We start from the raw sequence: 26,494 nt of genomic DNA, 5'->3' as shown, positions 1-26,494 counted from the left end.
ATTTTCTAACCATTTTTGATAATTCCTTATTATGATTTCTAATGGGCCATAAAAAAATAGGATTGAATTTTAGATAGCGTTTACATTATAATAAAACTAACAATAAAGTAAATATCTTTTAAGGAGAAGTATTATGACAAAAATTGTTGTTAATGGTGTTGATGGAAACTTTGGCTCACAAGTCGCTAAACATATTCAAAATTTGTTACCAAAGGACGATTTATTATTTACTGCACCTAGAGAGGAAGCATTAAAACCTTATCAAGAACAAGGTATTAAGACAGCAGTAGCTGATTTTAACTCATTGGAGAATCTTGTAAGAGTGTTTGAAAATGCAAATAAAGTACTTCCGATTTCAATGCCTTTTGTTGGTGAAAAAACGTTGTAAAGTTCATCAAAATGTAGTTGAAGCTTGTGTTAAAGCAAATGTTAGACAAATTGTATACACCTCAGTACTTTCAGATAGTCACCCACTTAATCCAAGTATTGAAAATATAGACCATAGTTTTACAGAAGCTATCATTCAGAATTCACCATTAGACTACATTTTCCTTCGTAATTCTTTATTTGCAGAAGCTTTTATTAGTGATTATTTAAGAGCAGTGGATGCAAAAGAAGAGGTTATTTCTAAAAATATGGGCGATGGTCGAGTTTGGTTTATTTCTCGTCGAGATGCAGCCTTTGCTGCGAGTTGTGCCCTTTCCAATGACCTTCTTCATCGTGAAGTATTGAATAATAATGGTATTGAACCGATTTCTTATCAAAACTTTCTAGATATTGCCAATAAGGCAACAGGAAATCATATCGCATATAATAAATTAACAGACGATGAATTATATGCCTATTTCGATTCTATTGGAGTTCCAAGAGATACTGACGGTGACTTTAGTAAGAGTCCTATCCAAGCTACATCAGAAGGTATGGTAAGTTTTGGTACAACAGTGACAGAAGGCTTTTTAGATGTTCCAGTTAGTGATTTTGTTAAATTGACAGGACGTAAACCACTTAGCCCATCAGAGATGTTTGAAAATGTGGACGATTATTTACTAGGAGAGCGTCATACTGTAGAATAATTTTTGTCGGTTAACAATGAACAGCTGGAGTCAGATGACTTCAGCTGTTTGTTTATATGACTTTCAGTCCATCACGCTATCAAGCTGTCAGAAGCAAAAAAATCATGATCACCCATTAACGGGTAGTCATGATTTAGTAATCAATTTTTTGTTCTTCGGTGATGAGGTTTGTCATTTTTTGGGGATTGATGATGCGAATTTGGTGGCCAACCTTGTCAATCAGGCCTTCTTCACGCAGGGCTTTGACCATGCGGGCAATTGTCACAGAATGCATACCAAGATAGCTGGCGATTTCTTGGTAAGTAAAGACAGTGTCGAGCAACAGCTCGCCAGAAGGTTCTTGCTCAGCTTGGTCCATCAAAAAGCGGCTGAATTGCACAAGGGCAGGTTCGTTTTTGCTGCTATGAAAATGCTCCATCAAATACACCAAGTTTTCAGTGAGGGTATTGACCATCAGCGCTGTGATAGATGGAAAACCGAGCAATTCCTGAAAACTGCGGTTTGAAATGCGGTAAGCAACGCAAGGGGTTTTAGCAATGATAGAGAAGGTCTTTTTGCCATAATAATTTAAATTAAAGGTTGTCATAAGGGATGTAAATCCGACAAATTGTTCTCTCTTAAAGTAGAGGTAGGTGGTTTCCTTGCCGTCAAGAGAAATGGACGAGAGTGCGCAAATGCCTGAAGACAGGATGAAGATGTCCCCGTGAGACTCTCCTGCGATGGATGTGGCTAGGCAGTCCCCTTTTTTAAATGTGACCCTCTCCCCATATTGTAAAAGCTCTGTGATGTCAACTGTTGTATGCATATATGCCCTTTCTAAGTTACAAGCTGTGCCCGTTTAATTACTTAGTTTACGTTAATTTTGGTTTTTAATCAAGTCCTTATTTTCTAAAAATAGTTTAAAAATATCTTGGTAAAGTGTTTTAAAATGGCTATTTTTTCGCCAGATAAAAGTAAAATCATGCCAAACTGGTGGAATATCAAGGTCGATGGCCACCAATTTTCCAGAAGCCAATTCATTTTTGACCACGCTGCGATAAACAAAACTAATCCCTACATTGTGCGCGACCAAGCTGCGAATCATATTGAGGCTACCAATTTCAGTGACTTGTCGAAAATCATTGATAGATAGGTTGTTTTCTTTGAGAATGAGCGACAGCATTTCACGCGTGCCAGACCCCTGTTCTCTGATGATAATAGGATAATCCAACAAGGTTTCCAAGGTCACAGCTTTGCCATTTAAATCTGACTGCGACGAAGCAACGGCGATGAAGGGCTCTGACGTGTAAGGGAGAAAATCGTATTTTTCCTTGGAGAAAAAGCCCTCGATAATGGCAAAATCAATCTTTCCTTGATCCAGTGCCTTGAGCAAGGACGTGGTATTATTGACCAGCATGTTGAATTGGTATTGGGAATATTGTGAAAAGATGTGAATCAAGGAGTCACACAAGATAAATTCCCCGATGGTGGAAGTGGCGCCAAAATTCAATAGTTTGACATCTTTCTTCAAATCCGATTTGAAATGCTGAATGTCATTGTTGATGGTCATGAGCAAATTCAGCAACTCTTCGCCGTTTTGCGTCAATTGGCAATGTTTTCCTGAAAAGGTGAAGAGCTTAGTTTGATATTCGATTTCCAAGGCTTGAATGTGCTTGGTGACAGCAGGTTGTGTGATGTGAAGTTCCTTGGCGGCTTGGGTAAAGTTCATGGTTTCACATACTTTCATAAACGTAAACACACGATAGTCCAACATGGTGGGATTTGTCCTTTATCATTCTTTTTTGTTATTATATCATAAAAAAGAATAATTTTACATTATAGTTAAGAGGGGGTATAATTATTGTCATGAAAAGGAGTTTGAAACTATTATGACATTTCAGAAAAAAGTTCCCGGTGTTTTATTTTGTACCATTTTAGCCTTGCCAGCTTGGTTTTTAGGGGAAAAATTCCCTCTTGTTGGTGCTCCGGTATTTGCCATTTTGCTTGGTATGATTATCGGTAATTTTCACACTAATCGTGAACAAACGGTGGAAGGGATTGCCTTCACTTCAAAATACGTTTTGCAAATCGCCGTTGTACTTTTGGGATTTGGTCTTAACTTGACCCAAGTGGTGAAAGTAGGGACAGAATCTTTACCTATTATCATCAGCACCATTTTGGTATCGTTAATCATTGCCTTTCTTTTGCAAAGATGGTTGAAGCTTGACGTCAATACAGCAACCTTGGTTGGTGTTGGGTCATCTATTTGTGGTGGTTCAGCCATTGCAGCGACAGCGCCAGTTATCCAAGCCAAAGACGAAGAAGTGGCTAAAAGTATCTCAGTTATCTTCTTGTTCAACATCTTGGCAGCCTTGATTTTCCCAACCCTTGGGGAATTGCTTCACTTGTCAAACCACGGTTTTGCGGTCTTTGCAGGTACAGCCGTTAATGATACCTCATCTGTAACAGCGGCTGCAACAGCTTGGGATGCTGTACACGGTTCAAATACACTTGACGGAGCAACCATTGTTAAATTAACACGTACATTGGCTATTATCCCGATTACCTTAGGTTTGTCATTTTACAGAGCTTACAAAATGCAAAAAAATGGTGGAGAAGCTAAACAAACCTTCCAATTGCGTAAATCTTTCCCAACCTTTATTTTATTCTTCTTGATGGCATCAATCATCACAACAATTGCCAGCAGCATGGGTGTTGACACTGTGATTTTTGATAACTTGAAAGTTCTTTCAAAATTCTTCATCGTTATGGCTATGGGAGCTATTGGTTTGAATACCAACCCTGTGAAATTGGTCAAAACTGGTGGACAAGCCATCATGCTTGGGGCTATTTGTTGGGTAGCAATTACTTGCGTGAGCCTCTTCATGCAATATTCTCTAGGTATTTGGTAATTTTTGACAAAAATCTGAGTCGAAAGGCTCAGTTTTTTTGTGCCCAAAACGTCTGACGTGGCTTTTGTGTGCTTATGTTATCCTATGAGTCCTGAATTTGTTATAATAAAGGGTATGAACGAACTGATTAAACACAAATTACAATTATTGCCAGATAGTCCAGGATGCTATATCCACAAAGACAAGCATGGCAAGATTATTTATGTGGGAAAGGCTAAAAATCTGAAAAACCGTGTTCGGAGTTATTTCCACGGTAGTCACGATACCAAGACGGAATTATTGGTGTCTGAGATTGCGGATTTTGAGTATATTGTGACAGGGTCAAATACTGAAGCCCTATTGCTTGAAATCAATCTCATCCAAAAAAACCAACCCAAGTACAACATTCGGCTAAAAGATGATAAGTCTTACCCTTTTATCAAGATTACGGTCAACGAGCAATACCCACGATTGCTCATTACGCGTCAAATCAAAAAAGACGGTGCCATGTATTTTGGCCCCTATCCTGACTCGGGGGCGGCAAATGAAATCAAACGGCTTTTGGACCGCATTTTCCCCTTTAAAAAATGTACCAATCCAGCCAATAAAGTTTGTTTTTACTACCATTTAGGGCAATGCAACGCCCACACGATTTGCCATGTGGATCACCAGTATTTTGTTGATATGGCGCAAGACGTCAAGCATTTTCTTAATGGTCAAGACGATAAAATTGTCAACGAACTCAAGGAAAAAATGCAAGCAGCTTCAGATGAAATGGCTTTTGAGCGTGCGGCAGAATACCGTGACTTGTTGCAGGCCATCTCGACCTTGCGCACTAAACAACGGGTGATGAACCAAGACATGATGGACCGTGATATTTTTGGGTATTATGTCGATAAAGGGTGGATGTGCGTCCAAGTTTTCTTTGTTCGTCAAGGCAAACTCATTCAGCGGGATGTCAATATGTTTCCTTATTATGACGAGCCTGAGGAAGATTTCTTGACTTATGTGGGGCAATTTTACCGTGACAAGAAGCACTTTGTACCCAAAGAAATCTTCATTCCCAATGACATTGACGAGGACTTGGTTAAGGCTGTGGTAGATGCTAAAATCGTCAAACCGCAACGAGGTGAGAAAAAGCATTTGGTCAATTTAGCGACAAAAAATGCTCGTGTCAGCCTGCAACAAAAATTTGATTTGCTTGAAAAAGACATGAAAAAGACTTACGGTGCTATTGAAAATATTGGAAACTTGTTGCATATTCCAAAACCTGTTCGCATCGAGGCTTTTGATAATTCCAATATTCAAGGAACGAGCCCAGTGTCTGCCATGGTGGTCTTTATTAACGGTAAGCCAAGCAAGAAAGATTACCGCAAATTCAAAATCAAGACGGTTGTGGGGCCTGATGATTATGCCAGTATGCGCGAAGTGCTTTACCGCCGTTACCACCGCATGATGACAGAAGGGCAAACACCGCCTGATTTGATTATCATTGATGGGGGGCAAGGTCAGGTCAATGTGGCGCGTGATGTCATTGAAAAGCAACTTGGCTTGTCTATTCCCATCGCAGGTTTGCAAAAAAATGACAAACACCAAACCCATGAATTGCTATTTGGTAATCCCTTGGAGGTGGTTCCTCTCCCACGCAACTCAGAAGAATTTTTCCTTTTGCAACGTATTCAAGACGAGGTGCACCGCTTTGCCATTACCTTTCACCGTCAAGTGCGCAGTAAAAATTCCTTCTCATCTAAGTTGGATGGCATTGCAGGTTTGGGACCAAAGCGCAAGCAATTGCTCATGAAACACTTCAAGAGTCTTGCCAATATTCAAAAAGCAGATGTGGAGGCTATCAGGAAGTGTGGCATTCCGCAAAACATAGCGCTCGCAGTCAAGGAACGCCTTCAAGAAGAAACAGAGGCTTAATGGTGTTTTTAGATTGTGTTATCGCCTAAACTATGCTAACATGGATAAGGATTTTTTTAAGGAGATGATCATGTTTCAGAATGTAAGAGAGAGGCTTTCTCGTTTCCGAGAAAAAGAGGTTTGGCTATCCGGCCTTATCATCGTGGTAGCCGCCTTTGTATTGATTCTTCCTCAAGTATTAACAAAAGGAGTCATTGCTGGCAGTGATTTTCTTTTTCATTACAACCGTTTTTACGAAACGGCCATGCAGATAAAGACGGGCAATTTCAGCTACTTTATTTCGCTATTTGGCTTTTACAGTTCGGGCCGCATTGTTAACGCCTTATATGGTCCGTATTTTGCCTATTTTCAAGGGCTTTTAGTGCTCATCAGCCGAAATTGGTACACGTATCAGCTGGTGTCACGCTTTCTCATAGGCATTATCGCTGGCTTTTCCATGAATGCTCTTACCAAGCGAGCAGGCGTTAAGCCTAAGATTTCCCTAGCCATAGCGGTCTTTTACATGACTACGTTTTCCATTCAGTACTGGACTTTCCGTCAAGGATTTTCAAGCTGGGGAGCAGCCGTCATGCCTTGGTGCTTGATTCCTGCCATTGATTTTATTCAAACGAAGAAAATTGCGCCTGTTCGTTTAGCAGTGGCGGTGTCTGTTATGGTGCAGATTCATATGCTGAGTGCTTTCTTGCTCATTTTGGCCTACCTGCCTTTTTACCTCTATGGTTTTGTCAAATCCACGGACAAGAAGAACATTTTGTGGAATGGCATCAAGGCTGTCGCCCTAGCCCTTGTTTTAACGGCAAATGTTTGGGTGGTGCTGGCAAATGTCGGACGTGCCAACAATCTGGTTGAGCCTTTTATCAATTCAAAACTGTATATCATGACGGTCAATCAGCGTAGCATTCAGTGGTTGATAACACCGATTCCTTTGCTGCTCATGGTTTTGTACCAGCTCTATTTCACTTTCAAACATTGGCGTCATTTTGATACGCTCTTGCGTTTGGTGGTAGGGTCATTTTTCCTATTTTTGGTGCTATCCAGCAGCATTTTCCCTTGGTATTCCATCAACAAATTGAACCTATCCTTGGTCAACCTCATTCAATTTCCTTTCCGCTTTTTCATTCCAGCAACGGTACTCTTGTTATTAGCGGTGGCTTTAATTCTTGAGAGGTATTTTGATGTCAAGTGGTCACGCTGGGTAACGATTGGCTTATTGCTGGTTAATGTGGTTAGTTTTGCTCAAATTATGCATTTGCAGCAGGAAAAAATCACTGAATATTACACAGCCAAACACCCTATTAAAAACAAAAAACACACCTTTGTTCTTGGCAACACCAAAGCTGTCCAAGCAAGCTTTTACAGTTCTAATTTGAATGATTTGCTGGACTTGATTGCCAAATCAACACCAGACTACTTGCCATCTAAAAAGTCAAATACCGACAACAAGTATGTTTTGTATGAGGAATTTGTCCTCAAACACACGGATGATTTCAAAAAATCACAAGACGGCAGCACCTTGATAGTGACTTGGAATGCGGACAACGACGGCACGGTTAGTTTACCAGTTGCCAAGTATCAAGATACGCAGCTTGTTTTAAACGGCAAGAAATTAACGTCTAAGGACTACCTTTTGTCTGGTATTGGAACACCGACAGTTACCCAACGAATTGGTAAAAACACGTTAGAAGTCACTTACCAAGTTGGGACATGGTTCTATGCGCTTATCATTATCAATCTACTAACTTGGGTCGCAGTCTTGTTTGTGCCGATGGTTAGACGGTCTTAGAGATGGTGGAAAAATTATTTTCTACTGTCTAGCGATTTTCCTACGATTTATGATAGTTTTGCATCTCAGAGCTTTTCTGCTTGTTTTTGTAGTAATTGCAATTAGTATCTCTCTGGGATGCTTTTTGTATATCTAAGCGACTAACTGTTTTTCAGAATACTCTGTAGTTTTTAATAATCATTCTAAAGAATTGTAATAAGATAAACGGATGTCACCTTAGCTTAGAAAATGGTATAACAGTAGGATATGAAATAGGAGTTAGGAGAGAAAAAGGATGACTGAGGAATTTGATTACGTTGCTTTTGCGAAAGAGTTTGAAGCTGCTAATGGACGACCACCATCAGCTAAAGAACTAGACGATGCAAAGTGGTCTCATTATGGGGTTAAATGGGGAACACCAGAAAGAAGTACAGGCTAGACTAGAAAGCTTAAAACCTAGCTCTGGGGAGCGTTTAATCGATCTTTTTGGCTATTTGATAAAAGGTGTTGGCTTTTTATCACGAGGCTTTCTGAGAGCCTTAGTTCTTTTGGTACAAACACCAGTTTATTTAGTATCGTTTGTATTCAACTACATAAGATCTGCCATAGCGGTTATGATTATGTTTTTTGTAACTAAAGTGGCAATGTTTTTTGGTAGTTAACGTTTTCATGGAGCATCTTAATATTTCAAATTTATCTCAAGCTTCAGGTTTACTCGGATTCTTTGGAAAACTTGTAATGATCTACAATTTGCAGCCCAACTTCTGGGTATATCCAGCCGTTGACATTATAGTAATACAGGTTGCTATCATCTTTTTTTGCTTTAGTCATGACATTCTCAAAAATAGATGAAAGACGCTAAATAGTTTTTAAGAACCTTTCGAGGTTCTTTTATTTTTGATTGGAAAGGAGTTGTATGAAAGATATTCTTTCAGAATTGACCAAAAGTTTGGAGATTACCCTGTTTTATTGACTGTTATTCTTTAAGATTATTTTTCTAGTTGTTGTTTTTTGATTTTGGCAAAATAATTTTGTTTAATTGTTAACAAAATGCTAAAATAAAGAGGCATAGAATATCTTAGGAGGGCGAAGCTTATGAAATTCCTAGAATTAAACAAAAAGCGTCACGCAGTCAAACATTTCAATGACAAACTAGTGGATTACAAAGATTTACGCACAGCCATTGAAATCGCCACCTTATCGCCAAGTGCGAATAACCTGCAACCTTGGAAATTTGTGGTTGTCAAGGACAAAAAGGCAGAACTCGCTCAAAGCATGCCTGGACCAAACCGAAAACAAGTGGAAGAAGCACAATATGTGGTTGCCTTGTTTACGGATACTGATTTGGTGCAACGTTCGCGTAAAATTGCACGTATCGGGGTCAAATCATTAAGCAATGACCAATTGAGCTACTACATGGAAACCTTGCCAGCACGATTTGCAGCTTTTGATGACCAACACAAAGGAGAATATCTGGCTCTTAATGCTGGTATCGTGGCGATGAATTTTGTATTGGCTTTAACAGACCAAGGTTTGGCTTCCAATATGATTTTAGGATTTGATAAATCAGTAACCAACGATATTCTAAACATCGACCACCGTTTCCAACCTGAATTGTTGATTACGGTTGGTTACAGCGACGAAACATTAGAACCAAGTTATCGTTTGCCTGTGGATGACCTCATTGAACGCCGATGAGTCGTCTGATTATGTGAAACAAGCGTGTGATATGATACGTCAATAGCTCTCAAACGGAGGCAAAATCATATCTTAGAAGGAGTTTGAAAAATGACAGTAGATTTTAGAGCAGAGGTGGACAAGCGCAAAGACGCCATGATGGATGACTTATTTGCCTTGTTGCGCATCAATTCAGAACGTGATGATAGCCAAGCAGATAGCAAACACCCATTTGGACCTGGACCTGTGAAAGCTTTGGAGTATTTCTTGGCAATGGCAGAGCGCGATGGTTACAAGATACGTAATATTGATAACTACGCAGGGGATTTTGAATTTGGTGAAGGTGACGAAGTCCTTGGTATCTTTGCTCACTTAGACGTTGTGCCTGCAGGTAGTGGCTGGGATACTGACCCTTACGAACCTGTTATCAAGGATGGTCGTTTGTATGCGCGTGGGTCATCTGATGACAAAGGCCCAACTATGGCTTGTTATTATGCCCTAAAAATCATCAAAGAACTTGGCTTGCCAGTTTCTAAAAAAGTACGCTTTATCGTCGGTACAGATGAAGAATCAGGCTGGGGCGACATGGATTATTACTTTGCCCACAATGGCTTGAAAGACCCTGACTTTGGCTTCTCACCTGATGCAGAATTCCCAATTATTAATGGGGAAAAGGGAAATATCACAGAGTACTTGCATTTTGCTGGTGAAAACGATGGTGCTTTCCAACTGCTTAGCTTTAAAGCAGGGCTTCGTGACAATATGGTACCAGAATCTGCCACTGCAACTTTCACTGCTAACAGCAGCCTAGCAGACCTTCAAGACAAATTGGCAGCCTTTACAAGCGCTGAAGGTTTAACCGCAGAATTAACACAAGACGGTGATGTTTACCGCGTGACCCTTATCGGAAAATCAGCTCACGGTTCAACACCAGAAGCAGGTATCAACGGGGCAACCTACTTGGCAACTTTCTTGAACCAATTTGACTTTGCTGGAGCAGCTAAAGCTTACTTGAATGTCACTGCCAATGTCTTACACCGTGATTTTGCTGGTAAAAAACTGGGTGTGGCTTATACAGACGCTAAAATGGGTGCCCTTAGCATGAACGCTGGTGTCTTTACCTTTGACCGTCATTCAGATGACAACACAATCACGCTTAACTTCCGTTACCCACAAGGTACGACACCACAAGCTATCAAAGAACAATTGGAAACTTTGGAAGGTGTAACATGCGTGACTCTTTCAGACCACGAACACACCCCACACTACGTGCCAGCTGATGACCCATTGGTCGCAACGCTTCTTTCTGTTTACGAAAAACAAACAGGCCTTAAAGGTTACGAACAAGTTATCGGTGGTGGAACATTCGGACGTCTTCTTGAACGTGGTGTTGCCTTTGGCGCTATGTTCCCAGGTTATGTGAATACCATGCACCAAGCCAATGAATTTGCGGACGTCGAAGACCTTTACCGTGCAGCTGCTATTTACGCAGAAGCTATTTACGAATTAATCAAATAATAAACAGTAAGGGAGAGAACTCTGAAAAGAATATCTCTTCTTTGTTTTGAGGAGCATGTGATGGATACCATTGACCAATTAGTAGCAGATATTATGGCAGATGAGCAAAATATCGCCTACACCAAAAAAGGCATCAAGCCCTTATTTACCGTACCAAGCACTGCACGCATTAATATTGTCGGACAGGCACCAGGTATTCGTGCCCAAGAGTCAGGCTTGTATTGGAATGACCCGAGTGGGGACAATTTGCGCAAGTGGCTTGGGGTTGACCGAGAGATGTTTTACCATTCAGGGCTTTTTGCGGTGGTTCCGATGGATTATTATTTTCCTGGTACGGGGAAATCAAGGGACTTGCCGCCTCGCAAGGGCTTTGCCCAAAAATGGCACGAGCGAACCCTCGCTCTAGCACCGCAGATTGAATTGCACATTTTGGTGGGGTCTTACGCTCAGCGCTATTATTTGCACCAAAAATCGTCTGCCAGATTGACTGAAACGGTCAAACATTACAAAGATTATTTGCCGACCTTTTTTCCGTTGGTGCATCCATCGCCTCGCAATAACATTTGGCAAGCTAAAAATCCTTGGTTTGCGGAATATGTGATTCCAGATTTGCAAGCGCGTGTCAAGGAAATTCTCTCGAAATAAGGCAAAAACTCGCTGTTCGGGCGAGTTTTTTAGTGCAAGAAAAGCAACAGACGATTGCTTGAAAACGCAAACAAGTCCATGCTATAAATGAAGGTGTTCCAAAGAGGGAGGGAGAAAAGATGGAAACAAAGGATATCTTAAAAGCAATTCGCACGAAACACCATCTCATGCAGGATGATATGGCTGATAAGTTGTTTGTTACCCGCCAAGCTGTTTCACGTTGGGAAAATGGGAATTCAACCCCAAATATCGAAACCCTGAAACAGATTTCCATTACTTTTGACGTGTCAATCAATACATTGCTAGGAAGTCCAAGAAAGCTTATTTGCCAGTGTTGTGGCATGCTGCTGGATGAGGACGATATGATTAGTAGAGAAGTGGATAAGCATTTCAACGAGGACTATTGCAAATGGTGTTACACGAATGGGCAGTTTGTTTATCAAACGATGGATGATTTGCTTGATTTCTTGGTCGCTCATATGTCAAATGACACCTACACCCCTGAGCAGACCAGAGCTTATTTTTCTGAGCAATTGCTAACATTGAAGCACTGGAAATTAAAAAAGCCGCTACTGTAGTAGCAGCACTTGGCAAGAAATCTGAAAAGTGATTTCTTGCTTTTTATTTTCCAAGACAGAATTGGCTAAAGAGTTTGGTGATTAACTCATCTGGGGCAGCATCTCCAGTGATTTCACCGAGAATTTCCCAGCAACGTGTCAAATCAACTTGCAGCAAATCAACAGGCATTCCTAGATCAAGCCCTTCATTGACCGCTTGCAAACTTTGCACCGCCTTTTCAATCAATGAAATGTGGCGAGCATTTGACAAGTAGGTTGCATCTTTTTCAACCAAACCAGCGTTATCGAAGAAGAGTTGGTTGATGCGGTCTTCGATAAGGTCGATATTTTGGTTGGTGAGAACGGAGATGCGAATAACATCCTCAGGCAATTGGTCAGCCTCGATTTGTTCAGGCAGGTCTGTTTTATTGAGCAAAATGATGCGGTTGCTATTTTTGCTAAGTTCTAGCAGAGCGCGGTCTTGATCGGTCAAAGGTTCAGAACTGTTGAGGACAAGCAGAACCAAGTCAGCTTCCTCAAGGGCCTTTTTAGAGCGTTCAACACCAATTTTTTCCACGACATCATCCGTTTCGCGAATACCAGCAGTATCCACCAATTTCAGCGGAACACCCTTGATATTCACGTATTCTTCAATCACATCACGCGTGGTTCCTTCGATATCCGTGACAATGGCCTTATCTTCACGCAAGAGATTGTTCAGCAGGCTTGATTTTCCAACATTTGGACGACCAATAATCGCTGTTGACAAGCCTTCACGCAAGATTTTCCCACGGCGAGCGGTGCGCAATAAATTTTCCAAAAGTGCTTGGAATTCTTGCGTTTTTTCACGAATCAAAGTGGTGGTCATTTCTTCTACATCGTCGTATTCTGGGTAATCAATATTGACCTCGACTTGAGCCAGTGTGTTGAGGATTTCTTGGCGCGTGTCGTTGATGAGTTGTGACAAAGAGCCATCTAGCTGCTTGACGGCAATATTCATGGCTTTGTCGGTCTTAGCACGGATAATATCCATCACGGCTTCGGCTTGGGTCAAATCCACACGACCATTCAAAAAGGCGCGCTTGGTAAATTCCCCAGGATCTGCTAAGCGAGCTCCTTGACGCAAAACCAATTGCAAAATTTCATTGGTTACCGCAACCCCGCCGTGTGTGTTGATTTCAATCACATCTTCGCAAGTAAAGGTTTTAGGCGCCAGCATGACAGACACCATGACTTCATCAAGAACTTCATCCTTATCAGGGTCGACAATGTGACCGTAGTTAATGGTGTGCGTAGCCACTTGGTTTAGGTCTTTCCCACGGTATATTTTTTGCGCAATCGCTAGCGCATCTGTTCCAGAAATTCTGACAATCCCAATGGCCCCTTCACCAAGAGGAGTTGAGATAGCAGCAATTGTATCAAATTCATTAGTAATCATACTGCTATTGTAACGTAAAAACAGCATTCTAGCAATCAGAAAGGGCTCTCTTACAAAAACTCCCCTAACTGATAAATACACACAATACAAACGCCCAAAATCATGGTATAATAGAAGCACGTACACAAGACTGAGTGCGGTAAAAACTGACTTCTCAGGCAAGAAAATAACAGAAGAGAAATAACGATTTAAGTACTAAAAACCATTCAAACTTAAAACAAACAAGCTTATCGTCAAAATCAACTTGCTAGTCATAACGTTTGAATGGCATCTCGATTTTGAATAGTGAGAAATCACTATTCACTCCCCGTTCGGGGGTGTACTTAAATAGTAACAAAAAACACCATGAAAGTAACATTTAAAGTAACAAGACACCCGTTTGATTGGAAAGCATTTCTAGACTGGTTAGTCATTATCGGACTAATTGCTTGGTTATTGTTTAAATAAGCATTTGAGTCATTAAAAAGACGCCTGAAGTTATTCAGGCGTCTTTTTATATTAAAATCAAAAGCTTTGGACAGGAAAAGAGTTCTCCAGGGCTAAAAAGTGTGTGGTAGTGCATTTATTAAAATCATGGTATAATAAGTATTTGGAAATAGGAATTCTTTAATGAGATATAGAGAGGTAGCTATGGACAAACTCAAAAAAATGGCTGGTGTAACAGCTGCTCAGTACGTGAAAGACGGTATGGTTGTTGGTCTTGGAACAGGTTCAACGGCATATTTCTTTGTTGAGGAAATCGGTCGTCGTATGAAGGAAGAAGGTTTGCAAGTGACAGGTGTCACAACATCAAGCCGTACAACAGCCCAAGCCCAATCCCTAGGTATTCCCTTAAAATCAGTTGATGACATTGACGTGATTGATGTGACAGTTGATGGTGCTGATGAAATTGATGCTCAGTTTAATGGTATCAAAGGTGGCGGCGGTGCTCTCCTTATGGAAAAAATCGTGGCAACCCCAACAAAAGAGTACATTTGGGTAGTTGATGAGTCAAAAATGGTTGAAAAATTGGGTGCTTTCAAGTTGCCAGTTGAAGTGGTGACTTACGGTGCCGACCGCATTTTCCGTGAATTTGACGCCAAAGGTTACAAGCCATCTTTCCGCATGGCAAGCGATACAGAACGCTATGTCACTGATATGGGAAATTTCATCATTGACCTTGATATGGGCGTGATTGACAATCCAGTTGCTTTTGGCCAAGAATTAAAAGCTATGGTTGGCGTTGTGGACCACGGCCTCTTTAACGGTATGGTCAATAAAGTTATCGTCGCAGGTCAAGACGGTGTCACTATTTTGGAAGCTAACTGCTAATTGTTAGATATATTCGTAGATGTTTTAGAAAAGTGCTAATCTTTGTCACATAAAAGGATTAGGAGGTTTTGGGTGCTAACCGTAACCACCCTAGATGAGGAAAAGTATGTCAACATTTAATCGTATTCACCTTGTTGTTTTGGATTCTGTCGGAATCGGAGCAGCACCAGATTCAGATAAATTCTTTAATGCTGGAGTTCCAGATACAACATCTGACACCCTTGGTCACATTTCAGAAGTCGCAGGGCTAAACGTGCCAAACATGGCAAAAATCGGTCTTGGGAATATCCCACGCGAAACACCCCTAAAAACCGTACCAGCTGAAAGCCAACCAAGTGGCTATGTGACAAAATTGCAAGAAGTATCACTTGGAAAAGATACTATGACTGGCCACTGGGAAATTATGGGGCTTAACATTACAGAACCATTTGACACTTTCTTTGACGGTTTCCCTGAAGAAATCTTGACGCAGATTGAAGAGTTTTCAGGTCGTAAAATCATTCGTGAAGCGAACAAACCTTATTCAGGAACACAAGTTATCGCCGACTTTGGTGGACGCCAAATGAAAACAGGTGAGTTGATTGTTTACACATCAGCAGACCCAGTACTTCAAATTGCAGCGCACGAAGATGTGATTCCGCTTGATGAATTGTATAAGATTTGTGAATTTGCTCGTTCGATCACTTTAGAGCGTCCAAGTTTGCTGGGACGTATCATTGCTCGTCCATACGTTGGTGAACCAGGAAACTTCACTCGTACGGCTAACCGCCACGACTATGCTTTGTCACCATTTGCCCCAACAGTCCTTAATAAATTGGCTGACGCTGGTGTGCCAATTTATGGTGTTGGTAAAATCAACGATATTTTCAACGGTTCAGGTATCACAAATGATATGGGTCACAACAAATCAAACAACCACGGTGTAGATACGCTTCTCAAAACCATGCAATTGCCAGAATTTACCAAAGGTTTGTCATTTACTAACCTGGTTGATTTTGACGCTATGTACGGACACCGTCGTGACACAGAGGGCTACCGTGATTGCTTGGAAGAATTTGACAGCCGTCTGCCAGAAATTATCGCTAACATGAAAGAAGATGATTTGCTCTTGGTGACTGCAGACCACGGAAATGACCCAACCTATGCAGGAACTGACCACACCCGTGAGTTTATTCCACTTTTGGCTTACAGTCCATCATTCAAAGAAACGGGTGTCTTGCCACAAGGTCATTTTGCAGATATCTCAGCAACAATTGCTGAAAACTTTGGTGTTGCAACAGCCATGATTGGGGAATCTTTCTTAGATAAATTAGTATAAGAGGTCATTTATGAAAACAATTATTGAAAAAATCGAGGAAGCGCGCCAGTTTTTAGTTTCAAAAGCTTGTGATGCTCCTGAATTTGGCTTGATTTTGGGTTCAGGACTTGGCGAATTAGCTGAAGAAATTGACAATGCTGTGGTTATTCCTTATGAAGATATTCCACACTGGGGACAGTCAACCGTTGCGGGTCACGCTGGCCAATTGGTTTACGGTGACCTTGGTGGGCACAAAGTACTTGCCCTTCAAGGGCGTTTCCATTTTTATGAAGGCAACAGCATGAAAGTGGTGACTTTCCCAGTGCGTGTCATGAAAGCTCTTGGTTGTAAAGGGCTTATCGTGACCAATGCCGCTGGTGGTATTGGTTTTGGCCCGGGAACTTTGATGGCTATTTCAGACCACATTAACATGACAGGTCAAAACCCATTGATTGGGACAAACCTTGACGAATTTGGTCCACGTTTCCCTGATATGTCGGATGCCTACACAGCTGACTACCGTGCTATTGCTCACAAGGTCGCTGAAAAAATCGGTATTACCCTAGACGAAGGGGTTTATCTTGGGGTATCTGGTCCATGTTATGAAACACCAGCAGAAATCCGTGCCTTCCAAACACTTGGTGCAGATGCTGTCGGCATGTCAACTGTTCCAGAAGTTATCGTTGCTGCTCATTCAGGCTTAAAAGTTTTGGGAATTTCAGCTATTACGAACCATGCCGCAGGTTTCCAAAGTTCTTTGAACCACGAAGAAGTGGTAGCCGTTACACAACAAATCAAAGAAGATTTCAAAACCTTAGTCAAGTCTATTTTAGTAGAATTGAACTAGGCTACTAAAACGTAGTATTTAAATACCACACTGTTATTTAGTGAAAGGAAGTATTATGTCAATACATATTGAAGCCAAACCAGGCGACATTGCCGATAAAATTTTATTGCCAGGCGACCCATTACGTGCCAAATTTATCGCTGAAAACTTTTTAGAAGATGCTGTATGTTTCAATAACATTCGTGGTATGCTTGGTTATACAGGAACTTACAAAGGACACCGCGTCAGCGTTATGGGAACAGGTATGGGAATGCCATCTATCTCTATCTATGCCAACGAATTGATTACGTCATACGGTGTTAAAAAATTGATTCGTGTCGGAACGGCGGGTTCTTTGAACAAGGATGTTCATGTGCGTGAATTGGTCTTGGCACAAGCTGCTGCAACCACATCAAGTATGATTAAAAACGAATGGCCTTTGTACGATTTCCCACAAATTGCCGATTTCACTCTGCTTGACAAAGCTTACCACATTGCGCAAGACTTGGGCATGAAAACACACGTTGGTAGCGTCTTGTCTGTGGATGCTTTCTATTCTGATTTTGCGGACAAGAATATCCAATTGGGTCAATTGGGTGTTAAAGCCGTTGAAATGGAAGCTGCAGCTCTATACTATTTAGCTGCTAAACATGGGGTGCAAGCTCTAGGTATTATGACGATTTCAGATAGCCTTGTGGCTGATGAGGACACAACTGCTCAAGAACGCCAAACAACCTTTACAGATATGATGACTGTTGGTCTTGAAACCTTGATTGCTGAATGATGCCACCCATTCCTATCCCCATCTATGAAACCATAGATATTCTCTTGGATGTTTATGCCTATCACCACGCTTGGAGGATTGCAGAGCAGTATTCTGCCTTTCCAAAGCAAGGCTGCTATCTTTTAGAAATGTTAAAAGAGCGTCGTGAATTAAATGTGGGCTTTGTCTTTGCTCATCACGAGGAAAATCAGGCCATTTATCAGCAATACGGTTTTTCTGTGATTCGTAATCCTCGAGAAGAAGAGCAATTGGCCAATTATATCATGGATTTGGAAGCCAAGGTAAAAAACGAGAAAATCATTGATTTTGTGAGGGCTGTCAGTCCCATTCTTTATCGTCTTTTCTATCGTTTGGCCAAGAGGGAGGTTCCTAATTTTGAAACCTTTATTCATGATGCTAAAAATGCCCAGTACGACACATGGCTCTTTCACAAAATGAAGCAAAGCGATTATCCCATTTTTCATCAGTATCTGGCCATTAGGCGTGATGACAAGATAACTACAAAGAGCTTGTCAGAATTGCTGCAATACAGTCATTTGCCTTATGATATCAAGGAAATCATAAGAGAGTTGCGTCAATTTGAGCGTTCGGTACGCAATCCCTTGGCGCATCTGATTAAGCCTTTTGACGAGGAGGAGTTACACCGCACTACAAATTTCTCCTCACAAGATTTCCTCAATAAAATCATTACGCTGGCAAGCTATGCTGGCATCCATTATGACCGTTATCATTTCTATTTTGATAGTGTTAACGAACTCATTAAGCAAGAAATGCGTTCGCATTATGACTGGTAATAATAAAAAACTAGGACATCTCCTGAAATGGCAACAGGATGTGTCCTAGTTTTTGGTATCTATTGGTCAAATTGCACTTCTTTAAGCAAGTAATCAATGAAACGCTCACCCATCTTAGAAAGATTAGCTTTTTCATGACGAATATAGACAATATCAATCATATCCTCTACATCCAGCGGAATAGAAACGATATTGTCACCATTAAGATTGCTATTTAAAATCCCCGTAGCAATGGTGTAGCCATCCAAACCAATCAAGAGATTAAACAAGGTCGCACGGTCACTCACGACGATAGACTTTTTATGCGGAATTTGTGAAAAAATCTCTTCTGAAAAATAGAAGGAATTGTGAATCCCTTGGTCGTAACTCAAATAAGGAAAGTCTTCCAAATCCTTCATGGTCACTATGTCGCGATTGGCAAGCGGATTATCCTGGCTCACAAAGATATGAGGGTGTGCTTGAAAAAGACTGGTATAAGTCAGACGATTATCGTCAAACATCTTTGTCAAGACATCGCGGTTGTAGCTATTTAAAAACAAAACGCCGATTTCAGAACGGAAATTCTTAACGTCGTCAATAATCTCATAGGTGCGTGTTTCCCGCAAAAAGAGCTCGTAACGTGACATATCAGCACCCTTGAGTAGAGAAACAAAAGCGTTGACCACAAAGGCATAATGCTGTGAAGACACGCTAAATAGCTCACGATTGGTATCTTTGCTCTTATAGCGTTCTTCTAAAAGAGCAGTCTGCTCCAAAATTTGGCGCGCATAAGAAAGAAATTCCACACCGTCCTTGGTTAAGGTAATTCCTTTGGGATTGCGGATAAAAATTTTGATGCCCATTTCACGCTCCAAATCCCGAACAGCATTTGATAGGCTAGGTTGCGTGATGAATAGTTGCTTGGCAGCCTCATTCATGCTACCTGTTTCAACGATTTTAACGATATAATGTAATTGTTGTATTCTCATAGCTTTTAGTTTATCTTAAAATAGAAAGAAGGGCAAGTAGGGAGCATATAATAGAAAAAGCGAACGATAACAAAGAAAAAACACTTGTTACAAATATGTAACGATTTTGTAACGATATAATTGATTGTTTCTCATTTTCTTAAAAAATACTTATTTTATTTGTTTTCATGATTGTTTTCAAACATTGAATTTACAAATAATTGATTGAAAACTATATTGAAAAAAAAACAACTGAGTGATAAAATAAGAACGTTAATATTTATTATTAGAAAGTAGAGATGAAAATGTCCCATTCTACACGCCATAAGCGTCATCGTAGTCGCTCAAACGACCGTTTTGACACGCAGATGATTGCCAATGGTGTCTTATTAATTTTGTTCGCCCTTTTAGCTGGAATTGCTAGCTACACCATGTATGCTCATAACATTTTAGCCTTTAGGCATGTTAATGTGATTTACACAGCCGTGTTGGTAGTTGTTTTTCTTGTTTGTTTACTACTAACATTGTTTAAAAAGGGAAAACACCTGGTAACTGTTTTGCTCGTTCTTTTTTCGATTGTCGTTGGTGTTTCCTTATTCGCCTTTAAATCATTGGTGGATGTTGCCGACAATATCAATAAGACGGCTAGTTACTCTGAAATCGAAATGAAAGTGGTTGTTCCTGCCAATAGTTCGATTTCGGATGTGAGTGAGTTAACCAATGTGCAAGCACCGACTTCAGCAGATGAAAGTAATATCAATGCCTTGATTGCTAATATTAAATCTGAAAAAGGAGTGGAGTTAACTGTTAATCCCGTTGATTCTTATCAATCTGCTTATGAAAATCTCATTAATGGTAGCAGTCAAGCTATGGTACTAAACAGTTCCTACTCAAGTTTACTTGAGTTATCCTATAATGATTACGAATCAAATCTAAAAACCATCTATACTTATAAAATCAAGAAAGCCATTGAAGATACAGCTAAAACAACAGATAAAAATGTCTTTAACATCTATATTAGTGGTATTGATACTTCAGGTGTTGTTTCAACGGTTTCGCGTTCAGATGTCAACCTGATCTTGACGGTTAATATGAATACCCATAAAATTCTTATGACAACCACACCACGTGACTCTTATGTTCGAATTCCAGATGGCGGAGCTGATCAGTATGATAAATTAACCCACGCTGGAATCTATGGTATTGAAACATCTGTTAAGACCCTTGAAAATCTTTATGATATTCCAATAAATTACTACGCACGTTTGAACTTCACCTCATTTGTAAAACTCATTAATGCCTTAGGTGGTGTAACGGTTTATAATGACCAAGCGTTCACAAGCTTACATGGTAATTACAATTTTGGTGTTGGAAATATTAATCTAACATCAGGTGAAGAGGCCCTTGGCTTTGTTCGTGAACGTTATAGTTTGGAACACGGTGACTATGACCGTGGAAATAATCAATTGAAAGTTATCCAAGCCATTGTAGAAAAATTAACGTCATTCCAATCAGTTTCTAACTATTCAGATGTTATTTCAACCTTACAAGATTCGATTCAAACCAATATGCCTCTCAATACAATGATGTCATTGGTGAACGAACAATTGGATTCAGGTAAGACATTCATTTTCAGTTCACAGGAAGTAACTGGTACAGGTTCAACTGGACAGTTGACCTCTTACGCCATGCCAAATGCTAGCCTTTATATGATTCAACTGGATAATGCTAGCGTAGCAAAAGCCTCACAAGCTATTAAAAATGTCATGGAAGGAAAATAAATGATCGATATTCACTCGCATATTGTTTTTGGTGTTGATGATGGCCCAGCGACTTTGCAAGAAAGTTTGAATTTGATTGGCGAGAGCTACCGTCAAGGTGTCCGAACGATTGTGTCAACATCGCATCGTCGCAAAGGTATGTTTGAAACACCAGAAGAGACCATTGCCGACCATTTTCAACAAGTCAAAGAGGCTGCAGAATCCAAGTATGAAGACCTTACGATTTTGTATGGTGGTGAACTTTACTATAGTGGAGACTTACTAAAAAAACTAGAGGAAAATCAGGTTCCTAAAATGCATAATACACGTTATGCCTTGATTGAGTTTAGTATGACCACACCATGGAAAGACATTCACACAGCCCTTAGTAATGTCATTATGCTTGGTATCACACCGATTGTTGCCCATATTGAACGTTATAATGCTCTAGAATTTGAAGAAGATCGTGTTAAGGAGTTGATTAACATGGGCTGCTATACGCAAATCAATAGTGCCCATATTTTGAAATCAAAACTCTTTGGGGATAAAAACCGTACCTTTAAAAAACGTGCTCGCTATTTCTTGGATAAAAATGTAGTTCACTGTGTGGCTAGTGATATGCATAACCTAGGACCTCGTCCTCCTTTTATGGATAAAGCAAGAGAAATAGTCGCAAAAGAATATGGTAACAATCGAGCTTACCGCTTGTTTGAAGGCAATCCACAAGCCTTATTAGAAAATCAATACTTATAGGAGTTAATATGAATTCAAATGACAATGCTAGCATCGAGATCGATGTGCTTTACTTGTTGCGAAAGCTTTGGAGTAGAAAGTTCTTCATTATCTTTATCGCCCTTGTTGTCGGAACGATCGCTTTATTAGGAAGTGTCTTTTTAATCAAACCTAAGTACACATCGACAACACGTATCTATGTGGTTAGCCGTACAGCAGATAGCATCACAAACCAAGATTTACAGGCTGGATCTTATTTGGTTAAGGACTATCAAGAAGTGATTACATCAAACGAAGTTTTGTCTTCAGTTATTGATAAAGAAAAATTATCATTAACACCAAATGAGTTATCATCAATGATTTCTGTTACTATTCCAACAGATACTCGTGTGATTTCGATTTCTGTTGAAGATGATAATGCTCAAGAAGCTGCAACTATCGCGAACACTGTTCGAGAGGTGGCTGCTGAGAAGATTAAAGCTGTTACGAAAGTGGATGACGTGACAACTTTAGAGGCAGCAGAAGTACCGAAAGAACCTTCATCACCAAATATTAAACGCAATACACTTATTGGAGTTATTGCTGGTGGGGGATTAGCGGTTATTAGTATTATCATACTAGAAGTTCTTGATGATCGTGTACGTCGTCCAGAAGATATTGAGGATGTTCTTGGGCTGCCTCTTTTAGGAATTGTTCCAGATATTGATAAATTGTAAGGAGAAGTATTGTAATGCCAAAATTAGAATTAGTAGCTGCTAAAGCGCAAATGGTCAAATCTTTGGAGGAATATTACAATTCTATCCGTACCAATATTCAATTTAGTGGTCGAAACTACAAGATTATTACCTTGACATCAGCGCAGCCAGGTGAGGGAAAATCAACGACATCGATGAATATTGCTATTTCCTTTGCTAAGGCAGGCTTTAGAACTTTGTTAATTGATGCAGATACTCGTAATTCGGTTATGTCAGGGACTTTCCGTTCAGATGAACGATACCAAGGTTTGACTAGTTATCTTTCAGGTAATGCAGAGTTGTCGGATGTTATTTGTGAAACAACGATTCCAAACCTTATGGTTATTCCGGCAGGACAAGCTGCTCCTAACCCAACGTCATTATTGCAAAACAATCAATTTCAAACCATGATTGATATGGTTCGTAGCTTATACGACTATGTTATCATTGATACACCTCCACTTGGTTTAGTGATTGATGCAGCTATTTTAGCACACTATTCGGATGCTAGCCTTTTAGTAACAAAAGCTGGTGAAGATCGTCGCCGTACCATCACAAAATTGAAAGAACAGCTGGAACAAAGTGGTGCAGTTTTCCTTGGTGTTATTTTAAACCAATATGATGTTACTACGGATACCTACGGTCACTATGGTAGTTATGGCGACTATGGAAACTATGGTAAGGCAAAGGAAGAAACGTCTAAGAATAGACGTCGTAAAAAGAAATAGTTTCTATTAGAATAGTCTAGAGTTGATATGTATAGTGAAGATTCAAAAAAGAAAATATATTATTTCCTATCAGATGTTTTTGCTGTCATTGTCAGTTACCTTGTGCTTGTCACTTGTTATCCTTATCAGTTTTTTAACAGTAAATTCTTTGCAATTCTGTTTTGGGGGCTCGTCATTGCGGTTAATGTTTTAACCGATGAATACTCTTATATCAATAATCGCGGATATTTGCAGGAGTTACGTTCTTCTATCATTTTTGGAACAAGAGTCCTTGTCCTATTCACCTTTGTTCTGATTCTTGGGAAAGTTCGTTTTATTCAAGATATTTCACAGATGTCTTATGCTTTTCTTATTCAGGTCTTTGTCCTTGTAACGTTATTTGTTTTTATCGGACGTATTTGTGTTAAGACCTTGTTTAAGACGCAAATGTCAAATCCTAAAAAAGTTCTTTTGGTGACTGATTTTGACAATGATAAGGAAATTGAAGTTGACTTAGATCGTTTTAATTACCACATTACAGCTTACATCAGTAAGAAAAATAATTCTAAAGTAGAACAACCAATTTTGTCTACAGATAAAAATATCAGAGATTTTGTGGCTAATCACCAAGTTGATGAAATTTTTGTAGTCAACCACAATTTAGAACAGTTTTCAGGTTTTGCTCAATGCTTGAGGTTATTAGGGATTCCAACAACGGTTGCAATTGGAAATTATTCTAACTTTTATGTTGGAGATAGTGTTCTGAAAAAAGTTGGTGACATGACTTTTGTTACAACGGCTTATACCATTGTCAAATTTCGCGCACTAGTTTTGAAGCGTTTGATGGATATTGTGATTGCCTTGATCGGCTTGGTGTTAACTGGCATTGTTGCCTTGATTATTGCACCAATTGTGAAAAAACAATCACCTGGGCCATTAATCTTCAAGCAAAAGCGGGTTGGTAAAAACGGTAAAGTTTTTGAAATTTACAAATTTAGAAGCATGTACACCGATGCCGAAGAACGCAAAAAAGAATTACTAGCGCAAAATGATTTGGATACTGACTTAATGTTTAAGATGGAAGATGACCCTCGTATCTTCCCATTTGGACATAAGTTACGTGATTGGTCACTTGATGAATTACCACAATTTATCAATGTCCTAAAGGGTGAAATGTCTGTTGTGGGCACACGTCCACCAACGCTTGATGAGTATCATCACTATGAGTTACATCATTTCAAACGCTTAACAACCAAACCAGGAATCACTGGCTTATGGCAAGTTAGCGGTCGTAGTGACATTACCGACTTTGAAGAAGTCGTGGCACTTGATATGAAGTATATCCAAAACTGGAGCATCAGTGAAGATATTAAAATTATTGCAAAAACATTTGGAGTCGTACTAAAAAGAGAGGGAAGTAGGTAGAACTTATCTACTTCCTTTCATATTGATAGGAGTTAAAAGTGAAAATTTGTTTAGTTGGTTCATCTGGAGGTCATTTAGCACATTTAAATATGTTAAAACCTTTTTGGAGTCAGGAAGATCGTTTCTGGGTTACATTTGATAAAGAGGATGCTCGCAGCATTTTAAAAGAAGAAAAAATGTATCCATGCTATTTTCCGACGAATAGAAATCTCAAAAACTTAATTAAAAATACTTTTTTAGCTATTAGAATTCTAAGAAAAGAGAGACCGGATGTTATTATTTCATCAGGTGCTGCAGTAGCAGTCCCATTCTTTTACATTGGAAAATTATTTGGCGCAAAAACAGTTTATATTGAAGTGTTTGATAGAATTGATAAACCAACAGTTACAGGAAAATTAGTGTATCCTGTGACGGATAAGTTCATTGTTCAATGGGCAGAGATGAAAAAAGTTTATCCAAAAGCTATTAATTTAGGGAGTATCTTTTAATGATTTTTGTAACAGTTGGAACACATGAACAACCTTTCAATCGATTGATTGAAGAAGTTGATTGCCTAAAAAAAGAAAATATTATCACAGAAGATGTTTTTGTTCAAATAGGTTTTTCAAGTTATGAGCCTAAATTTTGTCAGTGGTCTCGTTTGATAAGTTTTGATCAAATGAGTGAATTTATGCAAAAAGCTGATATTATTATCACTCACGGAGGTCCAGCGACTTTTATGAGTGCTATTGCAAAAGGGAAGAAGCCGATTGTTGTTCCAAGACAAGAAAAATATGGTGAACATGTCAATGATCATCAACTGGATTTTGCTCAACACGTAAAGGAAAGATATAATAGTATCGAAGTTGTCACAGAAATTTCAGAATTAGGAAATTATTTAAATCGATATTTGAAAATTGATGGGAATGAATCATCAAATAACAAATTGTTTAATGATAAACTTCGCGAGGAAGTAGAAAGGATGTTCGAAGAGTATGATTCCTAAAAAAATTCACTACTGTTGGTTTGGAGGAAATCCACTTCCTGATAGTGTAAAAAATTGTATAGATTCGTGGAAAAAATTCTGCCCAAATTATGAAATAATCGAATGGAATGAATCAAATTACGACGTGCATAAAATTCCATATATTTCTGAAGCTTATAAAAATAAGAAATATGCGTTTGTTTCGGATTATGCTAGGTTAGATATCATATATAATGAGGGTGGATTTTATCTGGATACAGATGTAGAGTTAATAAAATCATTAGATAATTTATCTTCTGAACATTGTTTCATGGGAATGGAGGAACCGGGAAGAGTTGCTACTGGTCTAGGTTTTGGTGCAGAAAAAGGACATCTTTTTATAAAAGAAAATATGCAGCAATATGAAGAAGTTTCTTTTAATTTTAAGCTACTAGAAACATGTGTGGATATCACGACAAATTTATTATTATCAAAAGGGTTATTAGTAGAAAATTCATATCAAAAAATTAGTGATGTGTCAATTTATCCAACAGATTTTTTTTGTCCGTTTAATATGCAAACACAAGAAATGGGAATAACTAAAAATACTTATTCAATTCATCATTATGATTCAACTTGGTATGGCAATGGTGTTAGTGCAATAATTAAAAAGAAATTATTACCATTAAAAGTTAAATCTCGTATCCTTATTGATAAATATTTAGGTGAAGGCTCTTATGCTAAAATCAAAGCTATTATTAAGAAATGATA

The 26,494-nt window shown here is 39.4% G+C and carries 27 protein-coding genes; 23 read left to right on the top strand and 4 right to left on the bottom strand.

All coding sequences use genetic code 11. From position 1 onward, the window contains the following. The first annotated feature begins 133 nt into the window (after positions 1-133). Both HFK82_RS08970 and HFK82_RS04075 read left to right on the top strand, forming a co-directional pair. Positions 134-388: a hypothetical protein gene (locus HFK82_RS08970; protein WP_240928824.1), complete on the top strand. Its 255-nt coding sequence runs from the start codon at positions 134-136 to the stop codon at positions 386-388. Further along, positions 372-1,073, top strand: coding sequence for a Rossmann-fold NAD(P)-binding domain-containing protein (locus HFK82_RS04075; RefSeq protein ID WP_240928922.1), 702 nt, complete (start codon positions 372-374; stop codon positions 1,071-1,073). The genes HFK82_RS08970 and HFK82_RS04075 overlap by 17 nt, the downstream gene beginning before the upstream one ends. A gap of 133 nt (positions 1,074-1,206) precedes the next feature. Here the strand turns inward: HFK82_RS04075 and HFK82_RS04070 are convergent, their stop codons facing one another. Together HFK82_RS04070 and HFK82_RS04065 are read right to left on the bottom strand one after the other, a co-directional pair. Next, a complete protein-coding gene (locus HFK82_RS04070; RefSeq protein ID WP_168260896.1) occupies positions 1,207-1,878 on the bottom strand; it encodes a Crp/Fnr family transcriptional regulator in 672 nt (223 codons plus the stop codon). 51 nt (positions 1,879-1,929) lie between these two features. Beyond that, on the bottom strand, positions 1,930-2,826 hold the full coding sequence (locus HFK82_RS04065; RefSeq protein WP_168260895.1) for a LysR family transcriptional regulator: 897 nt from the start codon (positions 2,824-2,826) through the stop codon (positions 1,930-1,932). Between the two features lie 115 nt (positions 2,827-2,941). Here HFK82_RS04065 and HFK82_RS04060 point away from each other — a divergent pair, with 115 nt between their 5' ends. The 8 genes from HFK82_RS04060 to HFK82_RS04025 all read left to right on the top strand — a co-directional run bounded on the left by HFK82_RS04060 (position 2,942) and on the right by HFK82_RS04025 (position 12,046). After that, a complete protein-coding gene (locus HFK82_RS04060) occupies positions 2,942-3,964 on the top strand; it encodes a YeiH family protein (protein WP_206151195.1) in 1,023 nt (340 codons plus the stop codon). 114 nt (positions 3,965-4,078) lie between these two features. Next, complete coding sequence (gene uvrC / locus HFK82_RS04055; RefSeq protein ID WP_168260894.1) at positions 4,079-5,866, top strand: excinuclease ABC subunit UvrC; 1,788 nt, start codon at positions 4,079-4,081, stop codon at positions 5,864-5,866. A gap of 70 nt (positions 5,867-5,936) precedes the next feature. Next, positions 5,937-7,649 (top strand): hypothetical protein, encoded by a 1,713-nt coding sequence (locus tag HFK82_RS04050; RefSeq protein WP_168260893.1) that lies wholly within the window; start codon positions 5,937-5,939, stop codon positions 7,647-7,649. 274 nt (positions 7,650-7,923) lie between these two features. Then, complete coding sequence (locus HFK82_RS08965; protein ID WP_235281065.1) at positions 7,924-8,067, top strand: hypothetical protein; 144 nt, start codon at positions 7,924-7,926, stop codon at positions 8,065-8,067. A gap of 656 nt (positions 8,068-8,723) precedes the next feature. Beyond that, complete coding sequence (locus HFK82_RS04040; protein ID WP_168260892.1) at positions 8,724-9,326, top strand: nitroreductase family protein; 603 nt, start codon at positions 8,724-8,726, stop codon at positions 9,324-9,326. 90 nt (positions 9,327-9,416) lie between these two features. Continuing rightward, entirely contained in the window at positions 9,417-10,823 is a 1,407-nt protein-coding gene (gene pepV, locus HFK82_RS04035) for a dipeptidase PepV (RefSeq protein ID WP_168260891.1), read from the top strand. Positions 10,824-10,883: 60 nt separating this feature from the next. Beyond that, entirely contained in the window at positions 10,884-11,468 is a 585-nt protein-coding gene (locus HFK82_RS04030; RefSeq protein ID WP_154455055.1) for a uracil-DNA glycosylase family protein, read from the top strand. A gap of 119 nt (positions 11,469-11,587) precedes the next feature. Beyond that, on the top strand, positions 11,588-12,046 hold the full coding sequence (locus HFK82_RS04025) for a zinc ribbon domain-containing protein (RefSeq protein ID WP_168260890.1): 459 nt from the start codon (positions 11,588-11,590) through the stop codon (positions 12,044-12,046). Between the two features lie 43 nt (positions 12,047-12,089). Here HFK82_RS04025 and mnmE read toward each other — a convergent pair whose 3' ends face one another. After that, a complete protein-coding gene (mnmE, locus tag HFK82_RS04020; protein ID WP_168260889.1) occupies positions 12,090-13,463 on the bottom strand; it encodes a tRNA uridine-5-carboxymethylaminomethyl(34) synthesis GTPase MnmE in 1,374 nt (457 codons plus the stop codon). A gap of 630 nt (positions 13,464-14,093) precedes the next feature. Here mnmE and rpiA point away from each other — a divergent pair. The 5 genes from rpiA (at position 14,094) to HFK82_RS03995 (ending at position 18,475) form a co-directional block, all read left to right on the top strand. Continuing rightward, positions 14,094-14,774 carry a ribose-5-phosphate isomerase RpiA gene (rpiA, locus tag HFK82_RS04015; RefSeq protein WP_168260888.1) on the top strand — a complete coding sequence of 227 codons (681 nt, stop codon included), beginning with the start codon at positions 14,094-14,096 and terminating at the stop codon, positions 14,772-14,774. Between the two features lie 106 nt (positions 14,775-14,880). Next, positions 14,881-16,092, top strand: a complete 1,212-nt coding sequence (locus HFK82_RS04010) for a phosphopentomutase (RefSeq protein ID WP_168260887.1) — start codon at positions 14,881-14,883, stop codon at positions 16,090-16,092. A gap of 10 nt (positions 16,093-16,102) precedes the next feature. Further along, entirely contained in the window at positions 16,103-16,918 is an 816-nt protein-coding gene (locus tag HFK82_RS04005; protein ID WP_168260886.1) for a purine-nucleoside phosphorylase, read from the top strand. 55 nt (positions 16,919-16,973) lie between these two features. Continuing rightward, positions 16,974-17,681: a purine-nucleoside phosphorylase gene (gene deoD / locus HFK82_RS04000; protein ID WP_154455060.1), complete on the top strand. Its 708-nt coding sequence runs from the start codon at positions 16,974-16,976 to the stop codon at positions 17,679-17,681. Next, complete coding sequence (locus tag HFK82_RS03995) at positions 17,678-18,475, top strand: LytR family transcriptional regulator (protein WP_240928822.1); 798 nt, start codon at positions 17,678-17,680, stop codon at positions 18,473-18,475. The genes deoD and HFK82_RS03995 overlap by 4 nt, the downstream gene beginning before the upstream one ends. 59 nt (positions 18,476-18,534) lie before the next feature. On the opposite strand, the gene HFK82_RS03990 is transcribed toward HFK82_RS03995, so the two are convergent. Beyond that, on the bottom strand, positions 18,535-19,443 hold the full coding sequence (locus HFK82_RS03990) for a LysR family transcriptional regulator (protein ID WP_154455061.1): 909 nt from the start codon (positions 19,441-19,443) through the stop codon (positions 18,535-18,537). Positions 19,444-19,727: 284 nt separating this feature from the next. Between HFK82_RS03990 and cpsA the strand changes: the two genes are divergently transcribed. Genes cpsA through HFK82_RS03950 form a run of 8 tightly spaced genes read left to right on the top strand, consistent with a single transcriptional unit; the run spans position 19,728 to position 26,492 of the window. Then, positions 19,728-21,203 carry an LCP family glycopolymer transferase CpsA gene (gene cpsA / locus HFK82_RS03985; protein WP_168260885.1) on the top strand — a complete coding sequence of 492 codons (1,476 nt, stop codon included), beginning with the start codon at positions 19,728-19,730 and terminating at the stop codon, positions 21,201-21,203. Beyond that, positions 21,204-21,935, top strand: a complete 732-nt coding sequence (gene cps4B / locus HFK82_RS03980; RefSeq protein WP_154455063.1) for a capsular polysaccharide biosynthesis protein Cps4B — start codon at positions 21,204-21,206, stop codon at positions 21,933-21,935. It abuts the gene before it with no gap. Positions 21,936-21,943: 8 nt separating this feature from the next. Next, positions 21,944-22,630, top strand: a complete 687-nt coding sequence (locus tag HFK82_RS03975) for a Wzz/FepE/Etk N-terminal domain-containing protein (protein ID WP_168260884.1) — start codon at positions 21,944-21,946, stop codon at positions 22,628-22,630. A gap of 14 nt (positions 22,631-22,644) precedes the next feature. Continuing rightward, entirely contained in the window at positions 22,645-23,376 is a 732-nt protein-coding gene (locus HFK82_RS03970; protein ID WP_168260883.1) for a tyrosine-protein kinase, read from the top strand. A 27-nt stretch (positions 23,377-23,403) separates the two neighbouring features. After that, positions 23,404-24,780: a sugar transferase gene (locus tag HFK82_RS03965; RefSeq protein ID WP_168260882.1), complete on the top strand. Its 1,377-nt coding sequence runs from the start codon at positions 23,404-23,406 to the stop codon at positions 24,778-24,780. Positions 24,781-24,818: 38 nt separating this feature from the next. Beyond that, positions 24,819-25,268, top strand: a complete 450-nt coding sequence (gene pssD, locus HFK82_RS03960; RefSeq protein WP_168260881.1) for a PssD/Cps14F family polysaccharide biosynthesis glycosyltransferase — start codon at positions 24,819-24,821, stop codon at positions 25,266-25,268. Beyond that, entirely contained in the window at positions 25,268-25,765 is a 498-nt protein-coding gene (locus tag HFK82_RS03955) for a glycosyltransferase (RefSeq protein WP_168260880.1), read from the top strand. The genes pssD and HFK82_RS03955 overlap by 1 nt, the downstream gene beginning before the upstream one ends. Further along, positions 25,755-26,492: a glycosyltransferase family 32 protein gene (locus HFK82_RS03950; protein WP_168260879.1), complete on the top strand. Its 738-nt coding sequence runs from the start codon at positions 25,755-25,757 to the stop codon at positions 26,490-26,492. The genes HFK82_RS03955 and HFK82_RS03950 overlap by 11 nt, the downstream gene beginning before the upstream one ends. Positions 26,493-26,494 lie beyond the last annotated feature (2 nt).

The sequence above is a fragment of the Streptococcus alactolyticus genome, assembly GCF_012277075.1.
Lineage (GTDB): Bacteria > Bacillota > Bacilli > Lactobacillales > Streptococcaceae > Streptococcus > Streptococcus alactolyticus.
Note: the sequence above shows the minus strand (reverse complement) of the source record. Positions and strands in the feature narration are given on the sequence as shown.